Here is a 22,551-nt window from a genome sequence, read left to right on the forward strand (position 1 = left end):
AGGCGTCACTTTTTACCGGGCCTCGCTTCGGGGTCAGGTACCCCGAATTCGATGAATGGAATTTTTATTCCATTTTCATTTTGATGCAACAAATTTTTTCTATTCGATTGCCCGATCCCGTTTTGCCCCAATCGCAACCGCCAACGAAATCGCCAGCGAAAGCGTGGCTGACAGCGCCCTGAACGCGCCAACATCGACTTCGGACACCGCAAGGGTCAGGGCGTCAATCCGCCGAAGCGGACTTGTCATGGTATCGGTAATCGCCACCACCGGGTTGCCGAGTCCCCGTGCATAGGCCGCCAGATCGATGGTTTCCTGCGAATAGGGGGCGAAGGTAATGGCAATCATCACATCGCCCTTGCGAATGGCATGACGCGGGTTAAGCTTCCCCACCCCGTCATGCAAAACCGCCGGGATGTCCATCTTTTCAAACGCATAGGATAAATAACTCGCCACCGGGAATGCCCGCCGGAAACCGACAATATGGATCATCGGGGCAGCCGCCAGCACATTGACCGCTTCCTCAAGCAATCCGGCATCAATCGACGACGCCAGATTTTCAAGCGACAGCCGCCCGGCCTCGACAAATTCGGCCAAAAGCGCACTGGGGCTATCGGCCCCGCTTGCCCGCAGATTTTCAAGGCGCGTCGCGTAATCGGGCCATTTCTGGGCATAGGTTTCGCGAAACATTTTCTGCATTTCGGAAAATCCCGAAAAGCCCAGCAACTGGCAAAACCGCATAAAGGCCGATGGCTGCACCCCTGCCCCGGCGGACAGTTCGGCCACGGTTGAAACCGCAATACGGTCTGTATTCTGGGCGACAAATTCGGCGCATTGCCTCAATCTCTTGGGCATTGCCTCCGATATTTCAGCCAGCCGATGATTGAATTCCTCAAGCGAGACCGGCGCGGTTTGTTCCGTCATGGCGTACGGGTTTCCTGTTTTTGTTTTTGCTTGACGCTGGATGTATTCCATGATCATCCATTTTATAGAATAAAAATTCTATTTTGATACAGACAGGGAGTCCAGCGAAATGGCATCCATCGGTATTGGCCTTATCGGCACCGGTTTCATGGGCAAGGCGCATGCGCTTGCATTTGGCGCGGTTCGCGCCGTGATGGGCGATGTCCCTGATGTCCGTCTTGAACTGCTCTGTGATACCCCGGCGGACAAGGCCAGAACCATGGCCGATCAGTTCGGCTTTGCGCGTGCCACCGATGACTGGAAGGCCCTGATTGCCGATCCGGCGGTCGATATCGTGTCGATCACCACCCCCAATATGCTGCATTTTGACATGGCGCTGGCCGCAATTGCGGCGGGCAAGCATGTCTATTGCGAAAAGCCGCTGGCCCTGACGCTTGATCAGGCGCGTGCGATGCGCGATGCGGCGCGCAAGGCCGGGGTGAAAACCATGGCCGGCTATAATTACATCAAAAACCCCGCCTTTACCCATGCCTGCAAACTGGTGCGCGAGGGTGCTATTGGCGACATCGTGCATTTTCGCGGCTGGGTGGACGAAGATTATCAGGCCAACCCCGAACTCCCCTGGACCTGGCGCAGCACGATTGCCGATGCCGGATTGGGGGCGTTGGGGGATATGGGATGCCATCTGGTGTCGATGACGTATGGCCTTGTCGGCCCGATCGACAGCCTGATTGCAGATATGCAGACAGTCCATGAAACCCGCCCGCTGGCCGATGGATCGGGCCGGGCAAAGGTCGAAAACGAAGATACCGCAACCGCCCTTGTCCGCTTTGCCAATGGCGCACAGGGCAGCATTTCAACCTCCCGCTCCGCCTGGGGGCGCAAAAACCGGCTGGCATGGGAAGTCCACGGCACAAAGGGCATGCTGTGCTTTGATCAGGAACGGCTGAACGAATTGCAGCTTTACCGCAATGAAGGCCCGACCGCCAAACAGGGCTTCACCACCATCCTGACCGGCCCGGAACATCCGCCTTATGGCAATTTCTGTCCGGCACCGGGTCATCAGCTTGGCTTTAACGACCTCAAGGTGATCGAAGCCGCCGCCCTTCTGCGCGCCATCCGCGACAATCACGCTGCCTATCCGGGCTTTGACGATGCCTTTGAATTCGAAAAGGTCATCCACGCGGTTGCCCTGTCGGCCCGCGAAGAACGGCGTGTAAAAATCGACGACCTTTAACGCATGGCATTATCGGAAGGGCTCAAGCGTCCGACTTATGTTCGGGCTTGCCCTTCCGCTTGGCAAAAAGCACCAATATCGCCGCCCTCTGCTGTGTTTTTGATTTTGCAGGCATGGTTTCCATCCTTCTTTGGTGTGTTTCACACCCCAAACGGTCGGCGCTTCCAAAAGATGCCCTCTAATCAGCCAAGCAACATGCGCAAGACAGGCTGCAATTTGAACGTCAATACGCCACCGATAATGAAAAGGCCGGAACAGCACTTCTGCTATTCCGGCCTTCATCATTCAGGAGCCGACGGGAGGTCTCGGCTCCCTCACTGAACCAGCGGCAATTCCTTGCGGTCGCCCTCAAGCGTCCATTCCATTGGATTAAGAGCACGGCCCTCGGCCGATACGACGCCGTTTTGATGGAACAACACCGTGCCATATTGCGCATCTTCGATACGATATGTGCCATCGGTATCAACATGAACATCAAGCTCATGGCTATTGGCAAATTTCGCCAAATCACCGGCATGTCCCAGTCGAACAACCCATATCCCATCACGCCCCGCAAGACGCAATTCATGCCCGGCCGACCCGCCCGTTTGCACAAGCTCCAAAGGTCCCGACGCCGATATAAGCAATGCCCCCTCGCCTGAACGTGCCGACGCCCGATATCCATCGACATGCCATTCATCAAACGCCAATGTCGGGAACCATGCATGGGTAAAATCAGGTTGCGGTGCCACACCTTCAAACCGGACAATCGCAAGATCACGATATTGCTGAACGCGTGGAACACTTGCCGATCCGCCCCAGAAAGACGGGCGACCAAAACCGGATTGAACAATTTCGCCGGGATGGTTGATGAATATCTGTGCGCCCGGTTCGCGACCGATCCGCGCCTGAAGAAGCGTTTCCTGATATCCCCAGTCCCGCCAACGATAAAGGGCGGCACTTCCCATCGCGGTTTCACTGGTTTTGTAATGATACAATCGGCAAAACGCATTTTCGCCCTGCCAGAAAGTCCATTCCTGCGCGGTATCGCGTTTCTCCCAGCAGGCAACAGCGGCAAGATCAGGCAATTCAAGCCCATGATCACGCAACGCCAAAGCCATCTGGGCCAGGCAATTCACATGCGCCCCAAACTGCCCTTTGCCCCACAGCAATCTGGCAAGACCGTTCAGCTCCAATGTGTCGGCAACGCAAAGTGAATGCTCGTAACTTCGGCCCTGCGCCCCGGTAATAACGCCATGATGCGCCGAATTGGCAATCATGGCGATCAGTCGGGTAATGGCACCAGATGCCCGTTTCCGAATGACTTCGTCGGGTGCAAGCGCAAACAGGGCCGCCAGCCCTTTAAGATCAATCGGGAAATAGGTGCCGGAATTGAATTCCGCCATTTCGGCTGCTTCGAAATGATCGAACCACGCCATCAGGCGCTCATAACCGGCCTGCTTCTGCGCGGTGCCATTGCGATCTGCGCGCCGGAAATGTGACTGCGGCAAAAGATTCCCTGCCAGATAGGCAGAAGTATGGAACAACAATGCATGGTTTTCCGAGAAATACCACTGAACATCGTTGCCCGGCTCATCCATCCAGTAACGGAATTCAAGAATGGCGGCATCGATACGCGCGACCAAAGATGCAGGTAGCCGATCCGCAAACACAATGCGCGTCCACAACAGCGGAACCAGCGCAAAATCAGCACAGTCAAAACACTGCTCGATCCCCGGCAAAGCCGTGTTGATGATTGCCTCGGCACGCGCCAACGCCACCTCATCCCCGACGGCCGCACAGGCAAGTGCGGTTTCGGTATCGGTTTCACCGTTCTTTGCAATCCATGCAAGGCTTTCGGCAATGCGCGCCTCAAGGTTTTCCGGTGCTGGCCCGGTTACAGAGCGCCAACTGACTTCCGCGCCAAGCCGCGCTTCGGATGCAAAATCGCCGCACTGGAACGCAAATCCGAAATACCGGTAATCTGCCGGAAAATCGTTCGACGATGCCAGACGCACACGATCTGCCCCCGCTGGAATTTCAAACGTCACATCATCATGATCATGCGACATGAAATGACCGGCAACCCTGACCCGGCCGCTAACCTTGTCCGGAAACGGCACAGGCATGACAAGCCAAATATCATCACTGTCATAGAATTTACGATCAAGATGCATGGCATCAACAGCCGCCTCGACCGCAGATACGGCCTCAGGTTCCGCCGGAAAACAATTCCCCGCCTCTGCCTTTGGGCCGTCAATCCAGACAAGCGCAATACGAATAACCGCATCGCGCTCGCACAAATCTTCAAACTGGACGGCAACCTCGTTGTGGCCCTGTTTCAGATCGGCCTCAAACTCGACCTCGTCCATGGCGTTACGGGTCGCGGGCGAAAGCCACGCAACCGCCCGCCCGTTCACATACACGCGCGCGGCCCCACAAATACCCAGTCGCAACCGCGCAGGGCCTGCATCCAACGCATTGATCGCCGTTCTCGCCCACCCCTGAATATGGGTTGCCCGGAACCAGAACCCCGAAAGATCAAGAAACGGTGATCCACCTGGCAAAATATTTCTTGCCTTCCGCCAGTCAGGGAACGGCAGTTCGGCAATTTCTTTGCCGCGGCGTTCGGCAATATAGGCGGTCCGGCAAGGATAGGTATGCGGGATGAAATTCTTTTCCTTTGTCAGGAAAAAGGTTGAATCCATCTCGCCTTCCATCGGCATATCCGCCACATCATATGCCCGTTCTTCAAGCGACGTGACCTGCCAGTAAGGAACGGATGCTCCGGATTTAAGCAGCATGACTTAACGCAGCTCCTTAATGGCAACCGGCGAAACATCGGTATATTCCTGATTTTCCCCGGTCATGCCCCACACAAAACCATACGGCCCGGTACCGGCCCCCATATGAATGGACCAGGCCGGCGACAGGACGACATCGCCATTTGCCACAACCAGATGACGGGTATTATCCGGGCGCCCCATGAAATGCATAACCCGGTCTTCATCCGACAAATCGAAATAGCAATAGGCCTCCATGCGGCGCTCATGCAGGTGCGGCGGCATGGTGTTCCAGACCGAACCCTTCGCCGGATCGGTAATGCCCATCAGCAACAGACAGGATGGCGCGACCTCTGGATGAATATACATCGCCAGGGAACGGCGATTGCTTTTCTCGGCATCCCCCATCTCAAGGATTTTCGATTCCGCACGCGTGATCAGGCGCGTCGGCACTGAATGCCCCGCCGGGACCGAATTCATATAAAAACGTGCCGGGCTTTTGGCATCATCACTGCCCAGCGAAACGGTTTCAGCACCGCGGCCGATATAAAGAACATCGCGGTTTGCAAGCTCATAGCGCGTTCCGTCCACCTCGATCCAGCCCGCACCGCCAAGGTTTGCAATGCCCATTTCGCGTGCATCAAAGAACAGGTTCGTCCCGACATCTTTGCCATCGCCAAAGCCAAGCGCCTTTTCCCCCGGAACGGCACCACCGACAATCATCCGATCAAAATGAGTATACGCAAAGCTGATCTGACCCGGCACAAAGAGACGCTCGACCATAAAATTCTCGCGCAACTGGGTCGTATTCATTCCATCGATCTGATCGGGACCGGCACCATAGCGTTGTTCCATAGCCACGGGATATCTCCTAAGGATGTTCCTGCACGTTCAGCCACCGTTTGGATCGGTGACGCACTTTATAAATTCGCAGAAGCAGGAAGATGGCTTCCTGTTCCGCACAGGAAAAAACATCACACCAAGAAATTTTTCGTGCAATATGTAAATAAATTCCACAAACTGATGAGAATCAGGAAAGGGAAAAACATGGCAGTTAGCGGACGCACGAAGATAAGCGACATCGCCTCGCGTCTTGGGGTTTCTACGGCAACCGTATCACGCGCCCTAAGCGGCAATGGCTATGTCCGCGAACATCTCGCCTCCAGAATCCGGGCTGCGGCCATTGAAATGAACTACGCCGTTTCAAGCACCACTGCCGGGCAAAAGGTCCTGATTGTTTCCTCGCAAGAGGCCATGATCGATTTCAAACGCAGCCAGTTCACCATGTATGTTCTCGAAGGGGTTCGCGAACGCGCCGAAAGCCGGGACATCCGCATAGAATCTTACATCTATCAGCCCAATCAACGCTTCGAAGACCTCTACAACGCGGCACAGGCCCCGGATTTGATCGGCCTTTTGCTTGTTTCCGTCGATGATGCGACACTCGATTATGTGCGCGCCTCGGATATGCCTGCTGTCCTGGTCAATGGTGACGATCCGGAAATGCAGCTAAGCTCGGTCACGCCGTGCAATCGATCGGCGGCCTCCTTGGCGACCAAACATCTTATCAATCAAGGACACCGCCATATCCTGTTTCTCAATCGCCCCGGCAGGCGCACGATTCAGCGCCGCTTCGAAGGATGGCGCGACGCCATGGCCGAACATTACAATCCCGATTATGTGATCGATATCGACGACTGGACCGCCGAAGCCGCCAGCCAGCGCATTACCGAGGTCATCGATAGCAACCTTTCTTTCAGCGCCATTGTCGCTGCTGGCGATATCCTGGCTGTCGGCGCTGTTTCCGCCCTGCAAGCCAAGGGCTACAACGTCCCGAAAGATGTTTCTGTGGTCGGCATTGATGGCCTGCCCCAAGGCCAATACATGTCACCCGCGCTGACATCGGTCAAAATTCCGATGCAGACAGTCGGCGCGCTGTCGCTGGATCTGCTGATTGAAACCTGCCGACTGACCAATGCCGATATTGAAATGCCCGCACGCCGGATTGAACTGGCGTGCGAGCTCATTGACCGCGAAAGCGTCGGCCCGCCGCCGGCAAAACTACGCTGACAGATATGATCGGCCAAACGTGATCAGGGCGCCACAAACCGCCCTATCGCGCAAGCCAGCCACCATCAACATTCAAAATGGCACCTGAAACATAATCAGACGCGGGCGCGGCCAGATAAACCGCCGTTTCCGCGATATCATCAGGACGTCCCCAACGCCCGGCCGGAATACGTTCCAGAATGGCCGCAGACCGATCAGGATCATCACGCAACGCCTGTGTATTGCTTGTCGCGATATAGCCCGGCGCAATCGCATTCACATTGATACCGCGTGCCGTCCATTCATTTGCCAGAATACGGGTCAAACCGGCCACACCATGCTTGGATGTGGTGTAGGACGGAACCCGAATGCCGCCCTGAAACGATAAAAGCGACGCGATATTCACAATCTTGCCCTGCCCACCGCGCGCAAAGACCTCCTTGGCGAATGCCTGCGAGGTAAAGAACACCGCCTTGGCATTCACATCCATGACGGCGTCCCAGTCTTCTTCGGTAAAATCGATGCAATCGGCGCGGCGGATAATCCCCGCATTATTGACCAGAATGTCGATATTGGCCCCTTCAAACAGGGCCGCACCCGCCATCGGATCAGCAAAATCAACAATGACTTCACCTGCGACACCACCCGCATCACCGACCATTGCAACCGTTTCGCTACAGCTTCGCCGTCCGGCACAGACAACTTCCGCACCTGCGCGTGCCATGGCGACGGCAATAGCCTGCCCTATTCCGGCATTGGCACCGGTTACCAAAGCTTTTCGACCGCTCAGCGAGAACGCATTCATGATATAACTCCGCTTGGATAGGATTAGGTATGGGTGAACATCACATCAGCCCAAGGAAACGCGGCAATGCCAACGTGATCCAGGGGACATAAGTGGTCAGAAGCAAGGCCGCTGATGTCGCAAAGAAGAACGGCAGGATCGGCCTTACCACCTGATCAATGCGCAGATTGGCAACCGCACACCCGACAAAAAGGACGCTCCCGACCGGTGGTGTCATCGATCCAACCCCAAGGTTAAAGATCATGATGATGCCCAAATGCACCGGATGAATGCCGATCTCGGTCGCAATCGGCAAAAAGATCGGGGTGAAAATCAACACTGCCGGCGTCAGATCCATGAAAAACCCGATGATCAGCAGACAGACATTCATCACCAGCAAAATCACAATGGGATTGTCAAAGGTCAGAATGGTCTCGGCAATGACATCGGGAATACCGGCAATCGTCATGACATAGGACATGATGCCCGATGCCGCGATCAGAAACAGGATCGAACAACTCGTAACCGCCGACGATTTCAAAGCTTCCAGATATTCCTGCAAGCTTGCCATCCGGTACATCAACGACAGAACAAATGAATACAGCACGGCAACCGCCGCACCTTCTGTCGCTGTAAACGCCCCGATCGCAATGCCACCAATGACCAGGATAATCATCAATAACGGCGGTAACGCCTGCCATGTCACATGCAGAATTTCCGACCAGCCGACACTACCTTCCGTGCGATAACCGCGACGCATGGCAAAAAAGGTAATGACCATCATAACCGACAGCCCCATCAGGATGCCCGGAAGATACCCACCAAGAAACAGGGCCGAGATCGAAGTCCCGCCAGACACCAGCGAAAACAGGATTAAAGGTCCGCTTGGCGGGATCAGAATACCGGTGGGCGCCGATGCAATATTCACCGCTGCCGAAAACGCAGGGTCATACCCCTCTTTGCGCTGCAACGGCCCCATAACCCCGCCAACGGCGGCCGCAGCAGCAATGGACGACCCGGAAATAGAGCCAAACAGCATATTGGCCAGCACATTGGTATGGGCCAATGCACCGGGCATACGCCCGCCCAGCAACTTCGCCAGATTGATCAGGCGGATTGCGATACCGCCCTTGTTCATGATGTTTCCCGCCAGCACAAAAAACGGGATGGCCAGAAGCGTAAAACTGTCGATGCCCGAAAACATCTTTTGGGCACTGACAAAACTGATCACGCTTGATGGCAAATAGGCAAAGCCCGTCACAACCGACGAAACACCAATTGCAATCGAAATCGGCGTTCCAAGGGCAAGAAGGCCGAAAAACAGCGCAAACAGCACAATTGCCGCACCCGCAGGATCAAGCATGAAATCAACAAGGGCATCCATTTCAAACTGTCTCCTGCACTTCTTCAACCGGTGCCAGTTGGCCCAGACCGATCAGAATAATATTAAGGGCCTGCAACAGAATGATCAGGCCCGCCGACACCGGAACCGCAAGGTAAACCATCCCCATCGGGATCTGCATGATCGGCGAAAGCTGCGCCATTGCCGACATGCTCGCCCCCCAGCCACCGATCAGCATCGTAAAGCTGGCAAATGCGATGGAAATAACCCCGTTCAGCATCGCCAGCCCTTTGCGCCACCACATCGGCCCCAGAAAAACCAGCAGATCAAGCGACAGATGTTTACGGCTGCCAAAACAGTAAGCCGACCCCAGAAGCGCCATCCAGATCATCGTAAATCGAAGCGTTTCTTCCGTGAACAAGGCAGGCGTTGCCAGCACATAGCGGGTGAAAACCTGCCACAGCATCAGGACCACCATGCAGCACAGTGTGATTGAAATAATCACCAGCAGCAGGCGCTCAATACCATGCTTGAGAGATTGCAACACTTCGCGTTTCCTCCGTCGAAGTTGCCTGGCGCAGACAGGCATTCTTTTTATTTCGATTATCCCCAGACCATGCGATGTGAAAACAATATCTGCAATCTGAAAATTATTTTCATAAACATTTCGGAACCGGACTTACACGTTAAAGCAGGATGATGCAACCGGCGCTGCGCAGCCAAACTGCGCTCCATCACATTCAAAAGATTATCAAACCCGGACAAATCTCTGACCTCAAAGATATTGGCGCGCACTCTGTCCCAAACGTGAATGCCGACGCCCCTTTCGCGCGGTTTCCTCATGTTTGCTTGGCCGCCCGCGAATGAAAATTTATTACATATGGAAATTTTATTTTCACAATGACAGTTTTATCCACATGTCATCGATGAAATGCGGTGACATTTTCGTCACCGCCAATCGGGCGGAAAAAAATCCAAGGGAGGAAAACAATGAAATATCAGAAACTTGCCTTGACCTTAACTGCAATCGCCACTCTTGCGGTCGGCCAGGCAGAGGCCAAAACACGTTTGACTCTGGCCAATTCGCTGTCGGCGGACCACCCGACCAGCACCGCCCTGCAACAATTTGCTGATGAAGTCAAAGAACGCACAGACGGCGAAGTTACCATTCAGCTGTTCTTAAATGCGGTTCTGGGGTCCGAGCGCGAAGTCCTCGAACAGCTTCAGAACGGTGCGGTTGACATGACCCGTGTGAGCGCAGGCAACCTCGAAAACTTTGACCCGGTATTCAAGGCATTCACCCTGCCTTATATCTTCAAGGGCGAAGACCATTTCTATCGCGTCATGACCGGACCGGTCGCAGACGAAGTCTATAACACCACAGAAGGCAGCGGCTTTGTCGGCCTGACCTTCTTCGACAGCGGCGCACGTTCGTTCTATACCACCGATAAACCGATCAATACGCCAGAAGACCTTGCTGGCCAGAAAATCCGGGTTCTGAACTCCAACAGCTCGATCCGCATGGTCGAAATGATGGGGGGCTCCCCGACACCGATGCCCTACGCCGAAATCTATACGGCCCTGCAAATGGGCGTGATTGATGGTGCGGAAAACAACGTCACGGCTTTGACCATCGGTCGTCACGGCGAAGTCGCCAAATTCTATTCGCAGGACGAACATCTTCGCATTCCGGACTTCCTGGTGATCTCCAACGCGGCGGCAAAAAAACTCACCGACGAACAGAACGCCATCGTCAAGGAAGCTGCTCTAAACGCGACTGAATCCTTCCGTGCGCTTTGGGATCAGGCCGTCAAGGATTCAACCGCCGAAGCAGAAAAGATGGGGGTGACCTTTGTCTCCCCGGATCAGGCCCCCTTCCGCGAAAAAGTCATGCCGCTGCTTGACGAGTATCGCAACGATCCGGATTTCGGCGGTCTTCTGACCCAGATTCTCGAAACCGAATAATTTTCCGCTCCGCGCCACCAAATTCCTTCAGAAAAAACAGCGAGACATAATAATGGGAACCGATACCGTCAGCCTTCACCACGAATTGAAAGAGAAAATCTCTCAGATAGTGACAGGCTTACGTAACCTGCGAGACGAAGGACAATTCAACGAGCCGAACCTTGATGGAACAGCCGGTGATTATGTCAGTTTCGATAGTTGGGAATGGCCACAGGGTGTCGGTCTGTACGGAATTGCGCAACTCTGGCTCCAGACCGGAGACGCAGAAGCGCGGAGAATTCTGGAAAATTGGTACGAAAAACAGCTTTCCCGGGGCCTGCCGCCCCAGAATGTGAACACGACAGCCCCCATGCTGGCCCTGTCCATTCTGTGGCAGCAGACCCGGGATCCTCGATGGGAACCTGTTCTTGACGATTGGGCAAACCGCCTGATCGCAGAAGCCCCGCGCACCACGTCCGGCGGGTTCCAGCACGATGTTTCAGACAAGATCAATAACGGCGAACTGTGGGACGATACCCTGTTCATGCTCGCCCTGTTTCTGGCATCCTACGGTCAGGCTTCCGGCCGAAAAGACCTGATCGACGAAGCCAAATTCCAGTTTCTGGTCCACACCCACTATCTTTGCGAACCCGAAACCGGCCTGTGGTTTCATGGATGGACCTTCGATGGAAATCACAATTTCGCCCGCGCGCGCTGGGCGCGCGGCAATTCATGGATTTCGGCAGGAATACTCGATCTGATTGATCTTGCCGATCTTGATGTCGCCACACGCCGCTATCTGCTGTGGGTTGTCAAGGCACAGCTATCAAGCCTGATCGACTATCAGACCACGAACGGCACATGGCACACGCTGGTCGATGATCCGACTTCTTACGAGGAAATCTCGGCAACCTCTGCAATCGGTTATGCGCTGCTCAAAGGATATCGGCTGGGCCTTGGCCCCGAAAGCTGGAAAACGGCCGGTCAAAAGGCTTTGCATGCCGTGCTCGGCAACATCGACAGTAATGGCGTCGTGCAACAGGTTTCCTACGGCACCCGCATGGGACATGACCTTGAATTCTACAAGAACATCCCCCTGCACCCCACCGGCTATGGCCAATCCATGGCGCTTCTGTGTCTCGTCGAAGCTCTCAATCACATAAACGAATAGAATTGCGCTTCAATTAAAGCTTCGAAAGCCCCTGTCCGCATTGCGGCAGGGGCTCTTTTATAAGTTTTCAGCGAAGCCTATCGGCCAAAACCGAACCAAAATCACGACAAGACAATGATCCGGCAAGGTCTGCTGTTCGCGTGTCCGGACTTTTGAGCATTTCGGAAATTGCCTTATCCAGCCTGTTTGCAGCCTGCTGCAAATCGCTGCGACCGGTTTCTGCCCCCTTCCAATCCAGAAGCAGAACGGTCGACAGCAAAAGCGATACGGGGTTGGCGATATTCTTGCCTGCAATATCGGGGGCTGAACCATGCGATGCCTGCGCAATCGCATTTTCATCCCCGACATTAAGCGACCCGGAAAGCCCAAGCCCACCGGCCAGCTCCGCCGCCTCATTCGAAAGGATGTCACCAAACATGTTGGTCGTTACAATCACGTCAAACGCATCTGGCGTTCTGACCAGAAGGGATGCCATCGCATCAACATGTTCTTCGCGAACCGTAAGTCCGCCCTGCTCGGCTGCGGCTTTCTCTGCTTCGGATAAAAACAGACCGTCACTAAGCTTTAAAACATTGGCCTTGTGCACAATGGTCAAATGCCCGCGACGTTTGGCTGCAAGGCGCGCAGCAAATGCCGACACCCGATAACTTCCCTGGCGCGTCACCTTGCGCATCGCCAGCGCAAGATCAGGGGTTGGCATCACCTCGCCGGTGCCCGCATACATGGTGCGATCGGCATAAAAACCTTCTGTGTTCTCACGCACAATCACCAAATCCATGGCTCCAACAGCCGAAGTAAGCCCCTCAAACACCTTCGAAGGCCTTACATTGGCATACAGATCAAGATTGATACGCAATGCCGCAGAAGGATTGATCCCACCCTGATCTGCCGGAGGATAATGCGCGGTATCAACCGGTCCCAGAATGGTCAGATCGGCCTTGCGGGCACGCTCGATCAATTCCGGGGTAATGGTGGCACCGTGTTTTTCCAATGATGCAAATCCGACATCTTCGCTGCTAAATTTTAATCCCATTGAAAATGAACGGTCCAATGCCTCAAGCACATTGCGGGTGACAGCCGTAATTTCCGGTCCGATCCCGTCGCCCGGCAATAAAAGAACATCCACGACCCTAAACCTCCGTCAGAATATTTTCAGGAACAAGAACCCGACCTTCAAACAACCGGCGTGCGGTGCGGATCACCCCGCCGGAAATCACCGAAAGATTTGGCCCCGATCCTTCGATGGTAAGTTCCACCGCAATCATGCCACTCGGATGTTCAATCTGAATCCACTGTTGCGGCAAGGCCTTAAGACTGATCATACCATCAACGATACTTCCTGAAAGTGATGCGCAACTGGCAACACAAATCGCACCGGTCACCGCATGGGTCGCATGGCAATTATGCGGCACAAAATAGCGCGATGTAATATCGCCACCTTTTGTCGGCTCGGACAGAATAGCCATTTTCGGAACAACCTTGCCGGTACAATCGCCAAGCCCCATCAGTTCCGATGCTTTGCGGCGCACGGCTTCCATCCGCGCAATCAGTTCTGCATTGCCGTCAAGCTGCGCCTTGGTTTCGTTCCCCGTTATTCCAAGATCGCGGGCGCGAAACATCACCATCGGAACCGCCACATCAATACAGGTCACTTCAAGCCCGTCGATATAGTTGATCGGTTTCCCCGTTGGCAGGAGCCGACCGGTTTTGCTGCCCATGATATCCTTGAACCGCAATATCAGCGGGGACGCAGTCCCGGGCACGCCATCAATCGCCGCATCCCCGCTATAGGTCACCTTTCCGCCGGGTGTCGCGACCAGAACGTCAACCAATGCACCGACATTTTTATTGTAAATGCGCACCAGCGTTTGATCCCCTGTAACCGGCACCAAACCGGCCTCAATCGCAAACGGGGCAACTGCCGCGGTCATGTTCCCGCAATTCGGATTAACGTCAACCTCTGCCCTGTCGATGGCGACCTGGGCAAACAGGAACTCGACATCTGCATCCGGTCGGCTGGACGGCGCAACAATGCATGATTTGCTGGTTAACGTATCGGCACCGCCAATTCCATCAATCTGACGTTTGTCTGGTGACCCCATCGCCGCAAGCAAAAGACGATCACGCGCGGCAACGTCTTCGGGCAAATCACTGGCCAAAAAGATCGGCCCTTTTGATGTCCCGCCGCGCATCATCACACAGGGAACGGCATGTTGGTCATTCACAATCACGGTATTTTTCATGTCGATCACCCCAGCGGCCAGGGAAGTTCAATCAGGTCCTGAAGCATCCCGGCCGGGAAATCGAGAACCAGTGACCACGCAAGAACACAAAGCCCGCCAATCGCAAGCCCGGTTAAAAGCAACGTCCGAAGCCACGATGCCTTTGCCTTGACCCGAAGGAAGGCCATGAAGAACCCGGTAATCGCAATCAGGAACCCAAACACGGCGGTTGCGGCAACCATTCCGGCAACCCAAAGAACGTAGTGCCAAAGACCTGCGGTCGGCTTCACGTCCTGATGTTCAAGGTCAAATTCATGATCAAAATTGGCCGCATGCGACGGTGGCGATACAATCAATTGCCAGATCAAAATCGCCGAAACGACAAACATCACCACCGAAACCGCACCGGTAAAGACACTGCCAAGGAAGGAATGCTGCGTTGCATCCCAAATTCCGAACGCAAAGAACGCCAGAAGCACGCCCGCAAACAGGATTTGCGGCCAGCGTTTCGGATTGTGGGAATGACTGCTTTCTTCTTCTTCAACCGGATTTACCGGGTGTTTGCGCATCCCCATAAGAACGGAAATGACTGTCAAAGCCGCGATAATTACCACACCTGGACGGGTCAGGAATTCCCAGTTGTAGAATTGCAGGGCCTGATAAAGATAGGTTTCCGTGTTGGATGCGAGCACAAAACCAATCAGAAACGCCGGGCGAGGCCAGCCAAAGCGTTTCATCAGCACGCCAAGAACACCAAGCACCAACAAGGCGATCATATCGGAAAGGGAACGCGTCGCCTGAAACGCGGCAAAGCAGATCACCGTAATCATGAACGGCGCAAGGTAACCGTATTTGATTGTCGTCAGGCGCGAAACGAAAGGCGAAATCAGCAATGCACCACCAGCACCAACCACATTGGCAATCGCAAGCGACCAGATGATCGTGTAGGTGATATCAAGATCGCGCCCAACCATTGCAGGACCGGCTTCAAGACCAATCAGGACCATACCGCCAAGAAAAACGGCCATGCTGCCCGATCCGGGAATACCAAACAGCAGCGTGGGAACAAGCCCGCCGCCCTCCTTGGCATTGTTTGCGCTTTCCGGTGCCAGAACACCGCGAATATCGCCCTTGCCGAATTGCGATTTGTCTTTTGCGGTCTGGACGACATGACCATAGGCGATCCAGTCGACAACACTTCCGCCAAGCCCGGGCAGGGCCCCGACAATACTGCCAAGACCGGCACAACGCAGGCACAACCATTTGTGACGGATCATATCCCGAACGCCGTCGCGCCACCCCAGACCAAGGGTGCCCTTATCAGAAATAGATCGATTTTGCCGGCACAGGTCGATGATTTCAGGGAACGCAAACATGCCCAGACCGACAATGACGAGTGGCAGACCATCCATCAGATAAACAGAGTCAAAGCTCATGCGCAGTTCGCCGGTGGCCGGAGCCGCACCAAGCGCTCCCAGCAGCAAGCCAAGACCCGCAGCAATCACGCCTTTAGGCAGGCTTTTACCGGCAAGAACGCCGACCATCGACAGGCCAAGAACAGCGAGCATAAAGAGTTCGGCCGAACCAAATGCCAGGATCAGAGGCCGGGCGATCACGACAAAGCCGGTCAGGATAACAGCACCCACCAGTCCCCCGACCAAGGATGCCGAAAATGCAGCCCCCAGCGCACGGGCACCATGGCCTTTTTTGGCCAAAGGAAAACCATCAAGAACTGTTGCTTGTGATGCACTTGATCCCGGTATCCCCATCAAGACAGATGTAAAGGTATCCGAGGTCGGGATAACAGCAACAAGACCGATCAACATGGCAAGTGCCGAAATCTGGTCCATGCCATAAATGAAAGGTAACAGAAGAGACAGCCCGACAATCCCGCCCAGACCGGGCAGAATGCCGACAATCATGCCCATTCCAACCCCCAGCAAAAGATACATCAGATGGGTTGGCTGCGCGAAATGAGACAGTGCCGTCATCATTGCATCAAGCATCAGGAAACTCCGTCAAAAGACAAAGTTCGCCCGTTCCCTTGAAACGACCAGACAGTCGCAGGGTGAAAAAAGCGGGGTGGACAAGGCCACCCCGATCAGGAAACGGGAGACTTCAGATTTTCAGTTAGAACTGAACCGAATATTTATCGGTCAGCCATTTTTGCACCCACTCACGGGCTTCTTCTGGAACGTTCACAGCCGTGCGGAAAATACGCTCTGCAGGCTCGCCAACGATCTGTTTGTATTCGCCAAGCGTTGCCTGTCGATCCGCGACAAAGCTCTCATCTTGGGTTGCGGCCTGTGCAGCATCACGATAGGCCTGCACGATTTCCTCAGGCGTATCTTTTGGCAGGAATACCATTTTCTGAGCCGGGAAACCGGCAATGAAAAAGGCTTTGTAAGCATCCCAGGCGGGACCTGAAGGTTTTTCACCCTTCATCATCTCGTATGCTTCCGGGAAACTTGGCAGGTCGGGGAAGGAAGGATCGCGCACGATATTGCCGTCATCGTCGATCGCCCCCCACGAGAACAGCGGAACAGCGCTGCCGATATCAACAAGTGGTGTAACGTTGTTAATAAACGCCGACGAAGTCTGGTAATCGATGTTGACTTCGCCGCGCTCAAAGGCAAGACGACCGGCCCCGCGGCCTTTCATGCCAAACACGGCATCGACATCAAGTCCCAGCAGTTCAAACGCTAGCAACGGAACCAGATCAAGGGACGTCGCGCCCTGACTACCATAACGCAACTTGACGGTTTCAAGTGCTTTCATGTCAGCAGCCGACTTAAGACCCAGATCGGAATTCACATAAACAACACCACCCGTCGGCGAAGCCAAAACCACGCGCCAGTCACGCATTTCATATTGCACGCGTTTGTCGCGCAACAGATACGGAAACTGGGTTGAGCCGGAAGTTCCGATAGCGGTCAATCCATCAGGTTTGGCGCGGGCTTCAAACTGGTTCGCCCCCGAAGTCGAACCGCCGCCCGGAATGTTCTTGACGACAACGGTCGGGTTTCCCGGCAGAAAGACGCTGAAATACGGTGCCCAGAACCGGCCCCAGGTATCAGTCCCCCCACCTTCACCGAACGGAATAATCAGTTCGACACGATCCCCGGCAAAGTCGGCATCCTGTGCGGTTGCTGTACCGGCAAAGCCAAAAGCAATTGCCGCAGCCGCACATGCGGTTTTGAATGATTGATTAACGGTTTTTCCCCATGACATTGGGCTTTCCCTCCATAACGGTTGTTTTCTCTCGAACGGAAGGAAGAAGCGCGTGACGCACAGACATGCATCAAGTGTCGATTTCCTCCCATTCAGGCTTTCGGCTGTTATTGTTCTTCTGACCGGTCGTTGCCGGGAGTGCCGTTTGCCTATGACGCAAAATCTAAACGAAAAAGCTGTCAGTTTGCTGTCTAGGGTCAAATTTTTCATTTTCGAAGTCGTTTTCGGTGTTATTTAGGCAGAATGCGTATCCTGATCGTAGAAGATAACCTTGTTCTGGCTGACAAAATCGCTGCTGCCCTGCGGCAGACCGATCATGCTGTCGATCTGGTTCATGATGGCGAAGATGCTCTTCGGCTTGTTCTGCAAGAAACCTTTGATCTTCTGATTCTCGATTTGTCGCTTCCGGGACTGGACGGGATTGAAATTCTGAAAACCGTGCGCGCGCGCAAAATCAATTTGCCCGTCATGATCCTGACCGCACGCGGCAATCTGGATGAACGTGTCGCTGGTCTGGATGCCGGGGCAGACGATTATATGGTCAAACCGTTCGAGCTGTCGGAACTCGAAGCCCGTGCCCGCGCACTTTTACGACGCAATATCGGGCAGCGTAATCCCGCCATCACGGTTGGAAAACTGACATTCAATTCGGTGGACCGGTCCGTCACGATTGATGGACAGCCCGTTTCGCTAACACCGCGCGAACGTGGTGTGCTGGAAATCCTGCTGCTGAACGTAAGCCAGGTGATCAGCAAGGAAAAAATCGCCCTGCATCTGTTCGGTTTTGATGATGAGGCCAGCGTAAAATCCATCGAACTTTACATCAGCCGCCTGCGCAAAAAAATTGCATCAGGTGATGTCGAAGTCCGGACTATTCGCGGACTTGGCTATATGATTGACGAATGACCGAAAACGCTACCGCCATATCAACATCTTTGCGCGCAAGGCTCCTGCGCTGGCTTTTGCTGCCTGGATTAATGCTGGCATTCGGGCTGTTGGCCAAAAACTATCTGACCGTCAGCGAAATGGCCAATCGTATTCAGGACCGGCTTCTGGTCGCATTGGCGGTAACGATTTCCGAACACGCAATCAATTCAAGGGGCGATTTGCTATCGCGTGATATCGAGCTGCTGCTCGAGCAATTCACCCGCGAAAACACATATTACCGGGTACAGGGTCCGGACGGGGCGTTTGTGACGGGGGATTCTGGTCTGCCGCGACTGCCCGCTGGCATTACTCTGGAACCGGGTGTCCCCCATTTCTATAACGCACACTATCGCAACGAGGACGTACGCGCGGTAACCATGAAATATCTGGTTTCCAATCCGTCGTCGAACATCTATGGCTGGGTCACCATTGATGTCAGCCAGACCCGTCGTGAACGCGACAATCTGATTTATGACGAACTTCTGGGATCGACCACTGACTTTCTGGTTCTGATGTTTCTCGGCGGCGTTTTCGCGTGGATCGGCGTTTCACGCGGACTTGCCCCCCTAAGACGCCTTCAACAGGCAATCCGCCGCAGATCAACTGATGATTTGCGGCCAATTCGCCATGCCATGCCCAAGGAAGTAACCGAGGTCGTCAGATCTCTAAATGCACTTTTGGCACGTCTGGAAAGCTCAATCACCGCCAATCAGCGTTTCATCGCCGATGCATCACACCAGCTACGTACCCCACTTGCGACAGTACAGGCCGAAGCCGAATGGGCTTTGCGCAATGCCAGCGACCAACAAGACCGTCAAGCTCTTGAACGTATCGTCAGTCAAACCCGTCAGACCGCCAGACTTGCCAACCAGCTTCTGAACCTCGCGCGGGTATCACCGGAAGGCCGAAAGGCTGTCCGCTACGAGAAGACCGACCTCTTGGCCCTTGCCGCCTCGGTGACATCCGGGATGGTTCGCTATGCGATCCGCCACAATATTGATCTTGGCTTCGACGATCAAAGCGAGGGCATGAGCTGTGAAATTGAAACAGGAAACGAAGTTCTGCTTCAGGAAATGCTTTGCAACCTGATCGAGAATGCAATCGTCTATGGCAATCCCGGTACGATTGTGACGGTGCGCGTCATTGGTCGCGGCGTTGCTGTAGGTCCGGTTCTGGAGGTTGAAGACAACGGCCCCGGTATCCCGGAAAAAGACCGCGATACGGTTCTGGAACGGTTCGTGCGCCTTGATGAGCAAAACGGACAAGGATGTGGCCTTGGACTGGCTATTGTCAAAGAAGTTGCCAATGCACATCAGGCCGTTATGTCCCTTGAAGACGGCAAAGACGGTGTCGGCCTCAAGGTGCGGATAGCATTCCCGCGCTAACCGGTTTTATCTGTCTCGTTGCAGACAAAAGACCGGCACGTCGTGCGCCGGTCTTTTGTCTTTTGACGTTCAGGCCGCTTTCTTGTCCGAACAAACGCCGACCACCTGCTTGTGATCGTTCTTTTCGACCGCAAACACAATCAGCGCGATCAGGCGATAAAAACCATGCACAAACTTGCCATATGGCATGGACAGAAACAGCGTCATCACAACACCAAGATGGATGCTTAACATCACCCCGACATATTGCGTATCACGCACAAACATCAGGCAAAGTCCGGTCAGACTTGTCAAAAACAGCAGAACCAGAAAACTGACATCCATACCCTTGTTCGTTTTGCCTTTCGGGGCGGCATCTGCCCTGGCCTTCAGGATCAGCAGCCCCGCTGGCCCCACAATAAGACCAAGTCCTCCCAGAATGCCAAACAGTTTGGGCAGGCTCAAATACCCGTAAGGTGCGGGAAGATCGAAGCCATAATGCAAGACCGTGGCCGACGATGTGGCAGCAAAGCACAGCATGAAGCCCCAGAATGTCATCTGATGGAACCAACGCCTTGCCATGGAGGGCGTTTCGCTTGGATACGAGCATCCCTGCCCGTTGCCACCATCCAGATATTTCAGCGAAAGAGCATCTTTTATCCCCTGCATGACGCGGGGATAATCAAGCCTGAAAGGACTTGGCAAATTCATTGTCCGCCAGAATTTGACAATCGAAACCAGCAGCGCAAGCAGCACAAATCCACCAACCGCACCAAACATTGCGGCCAGGACATCATGCGAAATCACGCCGTAAAATGCGTTGTCGTGCGCTGAAAAGAAATCATCCCCGGTTAGAATGGCCGTTCCGCCCAGAAAAAGCGTGATCACAACGATTGACAGAAAACTGACCCAAAGACCGTTATTGGCAAACAGCTTGCCCATAAAGCCCGGCCACGCATAAATGCCGTAGTTTTCCTGCCTGAGCTCCGCCATCGCAGCCGGAACGTTAAGCTGAAATTCGTGTGGCGGCGCATATTGGCAATTGTGATAACAGGCCCCGCAGTTATGGCAAAGGTTTGCCAGATAATCGAGCGTATCGGAATTGAATTCCAGCCGCAGTTCCATCGCTTGGAAAACGGCGCAATGTCCCTCGCAATAACGGCAGGCATTGCAGATCGACATCACGCGGGCGGCTTCGGCTGTTTTATCGGTTGAGCGCATAATCGGCAGCCTCCCTTCCTGCAATTCGTCCAAACACATTTCCAATCGTCATGCCAATCCCGGCAAGATATCCCTGGCCCAGAACGTTTCCGGCCATAATTTCACCCGCAGCAAAGATGTTCGGGCTTTCGGTCCCGTCGGCCATCTGCATCTGCGCCTTTTCGCTGACTTCCACCCCGAGATAGGTGAATGTGATGCCCGGCCGCAGGCAATAGGCGCTATAGGGCGGATGATCGAGTGTCCGCGCCCAGTTGGTCTTGTTCACCACAAGCCCGCTGGTATGAACCCCATCCAGTTCGGTATGATCAAATTTTCCCGGTTGAACCGCCGCGTTATAGTCGGCAACGGTTTTCTCAAGCGTCGCGGGATCCAGACCGATCTTTTGGGCCAATTCGCCAATCGTATCGGCGACCACGGCCGGGAAAACGGGGGGCATAAAGGCACCACGCGCCTTCTGGTCAATAATCACATGGGCCACCTGATCAGGTTGGTCCGCAACAAGACGGCCCCAGATCGCATATCGCTTTGGCCAGAAATCCTCGCCTTCATCATAAAATCGCTCGGCATTCCTGTTCACCACAATGCCAAGCGACACGCAGTCAACCCGCGTGCAGATTCCGCCGTCAAACTTTGGCGCGCGCCCGTCAATTGCCACCGCATGGCACTGATTGGGTTCCCCGATCTGCCGGGCTCCGGCATCAAGCAGCATGCGCAGCAAATCACCACGATTATAGGGCGTCCCCCGGATCAGGAAATTTTCGGCAATGTCGCCCCATGCCTCTTTCAGCCACTCGATATTCGCTTCAAATCCGCCGGCTGCCGCAACGAACGCATTTGCCGAAATGGTGTGATCACCCACCTGAAGGCTTTTAAATCTTCCTTCCGAAATCTCTACGGACGTGACCATCGCATCGTAATGAACTTCAACGCCAAGCTTATCGGCATGCCGATAAAGGGCGTTTAACAGTTGCTTGCCCCCGCCCATGAAGAACGCATTCGTTCGGCCCAAATGCAGGGTTCCGCCAAGTGGCGGCTGGAACTGCACACCGCGCGCCTCAAGCCAGTCAACGGCTTCTGTCGATTGGCGCAGGGTCATGCGGGCGAGTGTTTCGTTGGTTTTCCCCTTGGTCACCCGCATCAGGTCATCCCAGTATTCCGCCTCGTCATAAGTGCCGCTCAAAACCGACAAGGGGCCAATATGCATGGGTCGCAAATTGCGGGTATGGCGGGTATTCCCGCCGCGATGGGTTCTGGGTGCCCCTTCCAGCAGACAGACGCGCGCGCCTTTTTCCGCAGCGACGATCGCGGCAATCAGCCCCGCCTGCCCGCCGCCCGCGACAAGGACATCATAATGATCGGATTCAGTTTTCACG

The 22,551-nt window shown here is 54.4% G+C and carries 18 protein-coding genes; 6 read left to right on the forward strand and 12 right to left on the reverse strand.

Annotation, left to right across the window (positions count from 1 at the left end):
• Positions 1–99: 99 nt before the first annotated feature.
• Positions 100–924: a MurR/RpiR family transcriptional regulator gene (locus P8T57_RS00855; protein WP_341364308.1), complete on the reverse strand. Its 825-nt coding sequence runs from the start codon at positions 922–924 to the stop codon at positions 100–102.
• Between the two features lie 109 nt (positions 925–1,033).
• On the opposite strand from P8T57_RS00855, the gene P8T57_RS00860 reads away from it, so the two are divergent.
• The gene (locus tag P8T57_RS00860; RefSeq protein ID WP_341364309.1) at positions 1,034–2,161 is read left to right on the forward strand and encodes a Gfo/Idh/MocA family oxidoreductase; all 1,128 of its coding nucleotides are present in this window, start codon (positions 1,034–1,036) and stop codon (positions 2,159–2,161) included.
• Between the two features lie 314 nt (positions 2,162–2,475).
• Here the strand turns inward: P8T57_RS00860 and P8T57_RS00865 are convergent, their stop codons facing one another.
• Together P8T57_RS00865 and kduI are read right to left on the reverse strand one after the other, a co-directional pair.
• On the reverse strand, positions 2,476–4,944 hold the full coding sequence (locus tag P8T57_RS00865) for a hypothetical protein (protein WP_341364310.1): 2,469 nt from the start codon (positions 4,942–4,944) through the stop codon (positions 2,476–2,478).
• A gap of 3 nt (positions 4,945–4,947) precedes the next feature.
• Positions 4,948–5,778 (reverse strand): 5-dehydro-4-deoxy-D-glucuronate isomerase, encoded by an 831-nt coding sequence (gene kduI, locus P8T57_RS00870; RefSeq protein ID WP_037992780.1) that lies wholly within the window; start codon positions 5,776–5,778, stop codon positions 4,948–4,950.
• A 192-nt stretch (positions 5,779–5,970) separates the two neighbouring features.
• On the opposite strand from kduI, the gene P8T57_RS00875 reads away from it, so the two are divergent.
• Entirely contained in the window at positions 5,971–6,993 is a 1,023-nt protein-coding gene (locus P8T57_RS00875; protein WP_341364311.1) for a LacI family DNA-binding transcriptional regulator, read from the forward strand.
• A gap of 43 nt (positions 6,994–7,036) precedes the next feature.
• Here the strand turns inward: P8T57_RS00875 and kduD are convergent, their stop codons facing one another.
• The 3 genes from kduD to P8T57_RS00890 are packed head-to-tail and all read right to left on the reverse strand — an operon-like array spanning position 7,037 to position 9,645.
• On the reverse strand, positions 7,037–7,777 hold the full coding sequence (gene kduD / locus P8T57_RS00880) for a 2-dehydro-3-deoxy-D-gluconate 5-dehydrogenase KduD (protein ID WP_341364312.1): 741 nt from the start codon (positions 7,775–7,777) through the stop codon (positions 7,037–7,039).
• Between the two features lie 40 nt (positions 7,778–7,817).
• Positions 7,818–9,140, reverse strand: coding sequence for a TRAP transporter large permease (locus tag P8T57_RS00885; RefSeq protein ID WP_223305176.1), 1,323 nt, complete (start codon positions 9,138–9,140; stop codon positions 7,818–7,820).
• A gap of 1 nt (position 9,141) precedes the next feature.
• Positions 9,142–9,645, reverse strand: a complete 504-nt coding sequence (locus P8T57_RS00890) for a TRAP transporter small permease (RefSeq protein ID WP_167443449.1) — start codon at positions 9,643–9,645, stop codon at positions 9,142–9,144.
• 443 nt (positions 9,646–10,088) lie between these two features.
• Here P8T57_RS00890 and P8T57_RS00895 point away from each other — a divergent pair, with 443 nt between their 5' ends.
• Positions 10,089–11,063, forward strand: a complete 975-nt coding sequence (locus P8T57_RS00895) for a TRAP transporter substrate-binding protein (RefSeq protein WP_037992789.1) — start codon at positions 10,089–10,091, stop codon at positions 11,061–11,063.
• Positions 11,064–11,115: 52 nt separating this feature from the next.
• Positions 11,116–12,213: a glycoside hydrolase family 88 protein gene (locus P8T57_RS00900; protein WP_341364313.1), complete on the forward strand. Its 1,098-nt coding sequence runs from the start codon at positions 11,116–11,118 to the stop codon at positions 12,211–12,213.
• 67 nt (positions 12,214–12,280) lie between these two features.
• On the opposite strand, the gene P8T57_RS00905 is transcribed toward P8T57_RS00900, so the two are convergent.
• The 4 genes from P8T57_RS00905 to P8T57_RS00920 all read right to left on the reverse strand — a co-directional run bounded on the left by P8T57_RS00905 (position 12,281) and on the right by P8T57_RS00920 (position 17,666).
• Positions 12,281–13,339 (reverse strand): isocitrate/isopropylmalate family dehydrogenase, encoded by a 1,059-nt coding sequence (locus P8T57_RS00905; protein WP_341364314.1) that lies wholly within the window; start codon positions 13,337–13,339, stop codon positions 12,281–12,283.
• Positions 13,340–13,343: 4 nt separating this feature from the next.
• Positions 13,344–14,456, reverse strand: a complete 1,113-nt coding sequence (locus P8T57_RS00910) for a 4-oxalomesaconate tautomerase (protein ID WP_051682459.1) — start codon at positions 14,454–14,456, stop codon at positions 13,344–13,346.
• A 5-nt stretch (positions 14,457–14,461) separates the two neighbouring features.
• On the reverse strand, positions 14,462–16,441 hold the full coding sequence (locus P8T57_RS00915; protein ID WP_114120693.1) for a tripartite tricarboxylate transporter permease: 1,980 nt from the start codon (positions 16,439–16,441) through the stop codon (positions 14,462–14,464).
• Between the two features lie 124 nt (positions 16,442–16,565).
• A complete protein-coding gene (locus tag P8T57_RS00920) occupies positions 16,566–17,666 on the reverse strand; it encodes a tripartite tricarboxylate transporter substrate-binding protein (protein ID WP_037992793.1) in 1,101 nt (366 codons plus the stop codon).
• Between the two features lie 243 nt (positions 17,667–17,909).
• On the opposite strand from P8T57_RS00920, the gene P8T57_RS00925 reads away from it, so the two are divergent.
• Positions 17,910–18,572, forward strand: coding sequence for a response regulator transcription factor (locus tag P8T57_RS00925; RefSeq protein WP_062947915.1), 663 nt, complete (start codon positions 17,910–17,912; stop codon positions 18,570–18,572).
• Complete coding sequence (locus P8T57_RS00930; protein ID WP_341364315.1) at positions 18,569–19,978, forward strand: sensor histidine kinase; 1,410 nt, start codon at positions 18,569–18,571, stop codon at positions 19,976–19,978. Before P8T57_RS00925 ends, P8T57_RS00930 begins: the two co-directional genes overlap by 4 nt.
• Positions 19,979–20,047: 69 nt before the next feature.
• Here the strand turns inward: P8T57_RS00930 and tcuB are convergent, their stop codons facing one another.
• Positions 20,048–21,178, reverse strand: coding sequence for a tricarballylate utilization 4Fe-4S protein TcuB (gene tcuB, locus P8T57_RS00935; protein WP_341364316.1), 1,131 nt, complete (start codon positions 21,176–21,178; stop codon positions 20,048–20,050).
• A complete protein-coding gene (gene tcuA, locus P8T57_RS00940; protein WP_063095511.1) occupies positions 21,162–22,550 on the reverse strand; it encodes an FAD-dependent tricarballylate dehydrogenase TcuA in 1,389 nt (462 codons plus the stop codon). Before tcuA ends, tcuB begins: the two co-directional genes overlap by 17 nt.
• Position 22,551 lies beyond the last annotated feature (1 nt).

The organism is Thalassospira sp. SN3W, assembly GCF_038070535.1.
GTDB classification, from domain to species: domain Bacteria; phylum Pseudomonadota; class Alphaproteobacteria; order Rhodospirillales; family Thalassospiraceae; genus Thalassospira; species Thalassospira xiamenensis.

What these genes read in the sequence shown, in the direction of transcription:
- P8T57_RS00855 (WP_341364308.1), bottom strand. Translation starts at nt 924, where the DNA reads ATGACGGAACAAACCGCGCCGGTCTCGCTTGAGGAATTCAATCATCGG.
- P8T57_RS00860 (WP_341364309.1), top strand. Translation starts at nt 1,034, where the DNA reads ATGGCATCCATCGGTATTGGCCTTATCGGCACCGGTTTCATGGGCAAG.
- P8T57_RS00865 (WP_341364310.1), bottom strand. Translation starts at nt 4,944, where the DNA reads ATGCTGCTTAAATCCGGAGCATCCGTTCCTTACTGGCAGGTCACGTCG.
- kduI (WP_037992780.1), bottom strand. Translation starts at nt 5,778, where the DNA reads ATGGAACAACGCTATGGTGCCGGTCCCGATCAGATCGATGGAATGAAT.
- P8T57_RS00875 (WP_341364311.1), top strand. Translation starts at nt 5,971, where the DNA reads ATGGCAGTTAGCGGACGCACGAAGATAAGCGACATCGCCTCGCGTCTT.
- kduD (WP_341364312.1), bottom strand. Translation starts at nt 7,777, where the DNA reads ATGAATGCGTTCTCGCTGAGCGGTCGAAAAGCTTTGGTAACCGGTGCC.
- P8T57_RS00885 (WP_223305176.1), bottom strand. Translation starts at nt 9,140, where the DNA reads ATGGATGCCCTTGTTGATTTCATGCTTGATCCTGCGGGTGCGGCAATT.
- P8T57_RS00895 (WP_037992789.1), top strand. Translation starts at nt 10,089, where the DNA reads ATGAAATATCAGAAACTTGCCTTGACCTTAACTGCAATCGCCACTCTT.
- P8T57_RS00900 (WP_341364313.1), top strand. Translation starts at nt 11,116, where the DNA reads ATGGGAACCGATACCGTCAGCCTTCACCACGAATTGAAAGAGAAAATC.
- P8T57_RS00910 (WP_051682459.1), bottom strand. Translation starts at nt 14,456, where the DNA reads ATGAAAAATACCGTGATTGTGAATGACCAACATGCCGTTCCCTGTGTG.
- P8T57_RS00915 (WP_114120693.1), bottom strand. Translation starts at nt 16,441, where the DNA reads ATGCTTGATGCAATGATGACGGCACTGTCTCATTTCGCGCAGCCAACC.
- P8T57_RS00920 (WP_037992793.1), bottom strand. Translation starts at nt 17,666, where the DNA reads ATGTCATGGGGAAAAACCGTTAATCAATCATTCAAAACCGCATGTGCG.
- P8T57_RS00925 (WP_062947915.1), top strand. Translation starts at nt 17,910, where the DNA reads ATGCGTATCCTGATCGTAGAAGATAACCTTGTTCTGGCTGACAAAATC.
- P8T57_RS00930 (WP_341364315.1), top strand. Translation starts at nt 18,569, where the DNA reads ATGACCGAAAACGCTACCGCCATATCAACATCTTTGCGCGCAAGGCTC.
- tcuB (WP_341364316.1), bottom strand. Translation starts at nt 21,178, where the DNA reads ATGCGCTCAACCGATAAAACAGCCGAAGCCGCCCGCGTGATGTCGATC.